At 57.3% G+C, this 4984-nt stretch carries 5 protein-coding genes; all 5 read right to left on the bottom strand.

The features are described 5' to 3' along the window. Positions 1-475: DNA-3-methyladenine glycosylase I (locus RMO15_RS19900; RefSeq protein ID WP_309715921.1), on the bottom strand; the 475-nt coding region annotated here is incomplete at its 3' end. Beyond that, entirely contained in the window at positions 472-2016 is a 1545-nt protein-coding gene (locus RMO15_RS19895) for a hypothetical protein (RefSeq protein ID WP_309715918.1), read from the bottom strand. The genes RMO15_RS19895 and RMO15_RS19900, both read right to left, overlap by 4 nt. Before the next feature lie 34 nt (positions 2017-2050). Then, complete coding sequence (locus tag RMO15_RS19890; RefSeq protein WP_309715915.1) at positions 2051-2383, bottom strand: DUF2500 family protein; 333 nt, start codon at positions 2381-2383, stop codon at positions 2051-2053. 51 nt (positions 2384-2434) lie between these two features. Further along, positions 2435-3550, bottom strand: a complete 1116-nt coding sequence (locus tag RMO15_RS19885) for a hypothetical protein (protein ID WP_309715912.1) — start codon at positions 3548-3550, stop codon at positions 2435-2437. A 306-nt stretch (positions 3551-3856) separates the two neighbouring features. Then, a complete protein-coding gene (locus RMO15_RS19880; RefSeq protein WP_309715909.1) occupies positions 3857-4708 on the bottom strand; it encodes a prepilin-type N-terminal cleavage/methylation domain-containing protein in 852 nt (283 codons plus the stop codon). Positions 4709-4984 lie beyond the last annotated feature (276 nt).

The following is a 4984-nucleotide window of genomic DNA, read 5'->3' as shown; positions in this document are numbered from 1 at the left end:
CCCCCGGGAGATAGCCACAGCTCATGAGAAACTCCCCGACGATCTCACCGCCGGTAAACGTGAAGGTCTTTTTGAAGAGCGCCACCCAGGCGGTTTTCTCTTGGGGGTGATGCGCGTCTAACCAAGCCTTGAAGCTCCCGTATGTGGCCTGAAGCTCCAGAATCTTCTGGGCATTGTTGATCGCGGCGCGCACTTTAAGCTTATTGCGGATAATCCCCGGATCAGCGAGCAGGCGAGCAATATCGTCCTCACCATAGGCCGCGACTTTGGCGATCTCGAAGTTGTCGTAGGCGGCGCGAAAGCCCTCTTGCTTCTTGAGGATCGTCTCCCAGCTCAGCCCCGCCTGGTTGATCTCCAGCACCAGCCGCTCAAAGAGCACATCGTCGCTCTCGACCGGGAAGCCGTAGACGAAGTCGTGGTAGTGGACATGAACCGGATGAGCCGTGCCTGAGCGCACCAGCTCACAGTAGGTCATGAGGCTTTTTTGTCAAGGATAGCGGGAGGAAGCTTTTTGTCCGGCGTGGGCTCGGTTTTCTTCTCGCCCTCAACGGGCTTTTTCTCTGCGTCTTCGACGGGCTTCTTCGCGGGCTCCGGTGTTGGCTTGGGCAGGGGCGCAACGAGCGTGAGCTTGGTGACAGCCAGCCGACCATCGCCATCAAGCAGACCAAGAGCACGGGCGGATTTTTCTTTGAGTGCGGCTTTAAATGCCTCAGGAGTGAGCGTCGCGCCTTTCTCATCAAGATAGGCCGTCGCTGTGGTGGTGGTCAGGGCGACGGGCTTCTCCGTGGGAGCAAAGCCATCCCAGTCGGTGGGAGCCGTGACGGAGAGTGCGCCGGATTTCTCCTCGGCAACGAGGGTTCCGGTCACCATGGCCTCACGGGCGCTCTTGCCCAGGAGCCAGCCACGTCGTACCGAGAGCGCCCCAGTAGCGGGCTCGTAGGTACCTTCGACACGCACCAGCGTGGACTTGTCTTTGAGCGCGGTCAGAAACTCGTCCGAAGTGAGAAGCAGTCCGCCCCGGCTCCGAAAAATGGCTTTCTCGGCTAGAGTGGCGGTGACTGCGAGGCGCGTGGGCAGAATGCCGGTGGCATGGCTCAGGGTCAGAGTAAAGGTTCCCAGCTTCGGGTCAAGGTCGGCGGTAGTGCCTTCCAGCGCCGCCGCTTCGGGGCGTCCTAGAGTCAGGCGACTGACTGTCAGAGTCTTGCCATCCACAGAGAGCGTGCCCTCCGCAAGTGCCGCACTGCCATCCGTGGGCTTAGGTTTTGACGTGCCATCGGCGTTGGCAAGCTGTGCTCCTGCAAGCTGAAGCGCCAGCCGTCCTCCGCCAGGAAGCACAAGCAGCCCAGCGCGCAGTGTGCCTGCCACCGACAGGCTTGGAGATTTCTTCGGAGCATCGCCCGGGGCTAGCTCTAGGCCCGCTTTATTCTCACGTGGAACAAACTTGGCTAGGTCTACGACGAGGGGCAACGTCCCCCCCTCAAAAGGCTTGGAGAGGGTCAGAGTCGCAACCGCACGTCCCTCAGAATCTTTGGGGAGAGCGGGCACGAGGCTGATAGTCTCGACATCGTTTTGCTCGAACTTACTTGCCTGCACTGACGGTGCCAGGGTGATACGGATTCGGGTCATGCCCGCGACTAGGCTCGCGGCTGCCACGCCTGCGCCCGGAAGCACACCTGGCTGCGTGAGATCCAGAACCTGCCCTTCCCCGCTGGAAAACAGTGTGACGGGCTTATCTTTCTCGCCCACGCCCACGCCCTCCACTTTATAGACCGTCGCCCAGACATGGCCCCAGGTAGGAGTCGCGGCATCGGTGCCGGTGATGAAGAGACCAATGGGCGTAAAAGGAGCCGCGATCGCCCCCGTCGGCTCTGCGGTGGAATCAACGCTGGCTGCGGTGCCACGTGTCGCTAGGCCACCTGACGGGATCGCACTGTCCGTGGCTGTGCCTGAGCCACCGCAACCGGTAAGCGCGAACAACAACGAGATCGGCAAAAAAGCCACAAGTGTGCGTTTCATAATACTATTATTGACCATCGCACACAAAATTCCTTCAGTTTATTTTAGTGCTCGTCTGCGTGAAGCTACGAAACCGAGAGCCTCGTGTGAGAAGCTGGCCCATCTGCCCAGCATGAACCTGCTTGTACTGCGCCTCCGTCACCACAAAGTGGCGGCGAGCACCATCGGGGAGGGAGAAGGTCACGACATAGCGCTCGTCCGGCTCCCACCCACTTCCCTGCTCATGAACCAGGGCTTTCTGCACCACGGTAGCGACCTCAATCTGCTCTAGCTGCCTCCGATTTCCCCACCAGCTCCACAAACTCTGGAGTCCCCAAAGTACGATAATACTCCCAAGGCCAATCAATACCCAAAACTCACCGGACATATCTCGATAGTGCCGCAAGCAACCATGCTCGACCTCCCCCAAACGGCGGATTTAGACGGCGATTCCTTGGCGCACTTTCAGGAAAAATTGCTCCGGCCCGAGTGTCTCCGCCTGAACCACAACCTCACCGTTTTCGAGCGGCCCACCCACAATTCGGCAAAGAGGGCACCCCGGTGCAAGCGCCGCAACCCACTCCAGCGCCTCGATACCAAGCTCCGGCGCAAGCGCAACCGATGAAGAGAGGACAAGCCGTCGTTGCGGGTTTTTTTGGTGGAGCGCGATAACCGTATGAGCCAGCTCTGGCCCCAGCGCCGGGTCTTCCGCAAAGAGTGCGACACTGTGCCCCACGGAGAGCGCTCCCTGTGCCACTTTGACCGCACGAGGGGCATCACGAAAGGTATGGCAAAAGAAGCCGCTCGCACGTGCCCAGTCTTGCTGCACCCGTGACTCCGGCAGGGCGGAGGCATGGGCAACCAGAAGCTGGCTCAGTGGCTCTGGGCGGGTCAGCATCACAACCTCGGGAAGAAGCTGAGCCGTTTCCCAAGCGGCAAGTAGAGCTGTCTGAACGCCTTCTGCGCCCACAACAAGGCGCGGTTTTTGCTCCCATAAAATCTCGCCCACCAGCGCCTCGTGTGCCGTGGTGAGAGAATCAAAAAAGATCACAGACGGCTCGGGGTCGCTCTGGATCTCTTTGAGGCGTGCCCGAACCGCCTCGCGTCCCGCCTCTAAGTACAAACAGCTCATGTCGTAGAGCGAGAAGTGCTCTGTCTGCTGATGGAGTAGCACAGCAAGATCGGTTTCCTGACGCGCAATCGCCCACGGTGACTCGGGGTAGAGCTGGCGGTGTAGCCCCCGAAACGCAACAAAATGCCCCTCACGCGGCGCGGCAAAAATAAGAGGAATTGCCTGTGAGCCCAGCGCCCGAGCCCCAAGCTCCAGCACAGCCCCTAGACTCTCCGGCGTTGCCAAGGCATGGTGAATGGGGATATGCAAGGGCTGCAACGCCGCCGGACTCTCGGACAAAAAACCCAGAACTTCCAAATCCGCAGGAAGGCTCGTCGGCGAGGAAAGATAGAGCCGAGTCTTCACGCCTGCCTGTGCAAAGCGCTCCAGCCCACAAAGTAGCTCTGTTAGTGATGCCCCATAAAACGCCAGCCGTAAACTCATGCCCTATTGTAACAAAAACGGCGCAGAGCCAAAGCTCTGCGCCGTACGGACTTGCGAGGACAGCGACTAGCGCTTGCCCTTTAGGCCACCACCTCCACCAGGAGGAGGCATACCACTATCGGGCGGTGGGATACCCTGTGAAGCTTTCGCTTCAGGAGTATTGTTATCAGACGCACCCTTCGGGGGAGGAGGCGGTGCCTCTTCGTCCGTTTTGCTGCTACAGCCGATTAAAGGCAGTACGAGCAATGCTAAAAGAAGGGCGATGGAGAGAGATTTCTTCATGCTTTCAATCCTTATTCGTCGTGCTTAGTAGCGGTAGTCCCAGTACGTAAAGATCCTACCATTGGCTGTCGCATTGAAGTCACAGCGCTCCAGATTGTTGCGATCCATGGACTTAACGTGACCATCCACAAAAGCGACATTGGCACGACCCGACTCAACGGCGGCACGGCTTCCACCGCGGCCCTTGGTATTGGAGTGCAGATACCAGGTCCAACCCTGTCCTCCAAGTCCAATACAGCCGCTACCTACGTTCTCAACCCAGACACCAGTGTTGCCGACAGCCTGTGCAATTGAGACACCTGCATTATCCCAGACGGAGTCTGCTACCATCAGGACAGTCTCTGCAGGACGTGCAATGGCGGCAGTTGCTCCGCGAGCTCCCCACTCTACAAGCAAAATATTAACAGCCATGTGAGCGAAAGAGCTATCGTAGTAACCTGCATCGTCCATTGCCTGAATGTAAGGCTGGCCTGCAACTTCACCACTGGGGATCGCAACTCTCCAGTTCGTTTTACCCGCTTCGGGACAAACATAGATATTGCGATTCTTCAAGTAGGGCTGCACCACACCAAGGAACATGTGGTTTCCCCACTGCTGGGTATTACCGGGGTTGCCCCAATCGGGGGTGTGACCAGCAGTCCGGTCGTTGTCCAGTAGCGGCATCGCCTCATCATAGTCCTGAACATACATCAGGACGCCAAGAGCGCCCTGCTTGACATTACTGACACAGTTGATAGCACGAGCTTTAGCACGTGCTTGTGCGAAAACGGGGAAGAGAATGGCGGCGAGAATCGCGATGATCGCGATCACGACTAGAAGCTCAATGAGCGTAAATGCCTGGCGTGTTTTACCCAAGCTTGATTTTTGATAAGACATGACTACCCTCTCGGAGTATATTTATTTTCCCAAACAACTTTGCTGGAAAAGAAAAAAAGAGTATTCGTGCGCACAAACCCACACGAAAATTCTCTTTTGAACCAGCAGAAACGTACGTGTGTCTCGTAATTATCAGAATGAAGTGCGGCTTTTGATTAAAGGTTTTCAAGCTTTAATAGTGCCCACCTCTTAGGTGAATCTCAGTGTAACGGTGTATTGAAATTTTGTCAAGTCCACCCCTAGAAATGGCAGGGCGATTGCATATCAATTCGTCAG

Origin of the sequence: Armatimonas sp. (assembly GCF_031410135.1) — a bacterium.
Lineage (GTDB): Bacteria > Armatimonadota > Armatimonadia > Armatimonadales > Armatimonadaceae > Armatimonas.
This window is presented reverse-complemented; position numbering and strand designations above follow the sequence as displayed.